Here is a 446-nt window from a genome sequence, read left to right as displayed (position 1 = left end):
CGATTGTTCCATCGCCTTCAGTCTCCTCTCGGCTCTCTGACAAGCCAAGGATCGCAGAGCGAAAGCCGAAGCGAAACCAGTCAATCAAATGGGAGAAAAGCTCCGCTTACCGTGATCCTGACCACCGAGGAGGAGCGCGACATCTGGATGCACACTCCCTGGGATGAGGCAAAGGCGCTGCAGCGCCCGCTGGCCAACGACGCCCTGAGGATCGTCATGCGCGGCGCAGACAAGGAAGACAAGATCGCTGCGTAGGCTGCATTTGCACGGGCACCAGTTGAATGTACTTTTTGCCGGAGCGCTCGCGGGAATGCGACTGAGACGCTGACGTCCCGTCTAGCCCGTCTTATTCGTAAGAGTGCGCCTGAGGGGTAAAGCGCTGATGCGGCGTAGGATTCGGTTGCGAAGCCAACCCCATCACCTCCAACCGCGAACGCCACGCCCGC

The 446-nt window shown here is 59.9% G+C and carries 1 protein-coding gene; it reads left to right on the top strand.

The annotated features are described in order from the left end of the window. On the top strand, window positions 1-255 hold a 255-nt coding region (locus QJT78_RS52145; protein ID WP_281460949.1), incomplete at its 5' end, for a hypothetical protein. Window positions 256-446 lie beyond the last annotated feature (191 nt).

It is taken from the genome of Bradyrhizobium sp. Mp27, from assembly GCF_029953005.1.
Lineage (GTDB): Bacteria > Pseudomonadota > Alphaproteobacteria > Rhizobiales > Xanthobacteraceae > Bradyrhizobium > Bradyrhizobium barranii.
The sequence above is the reverse complement of the archived record's forward strand: the minus strand, read 5'-3'. Positions and strand labels throughout refer to the sequence as shown.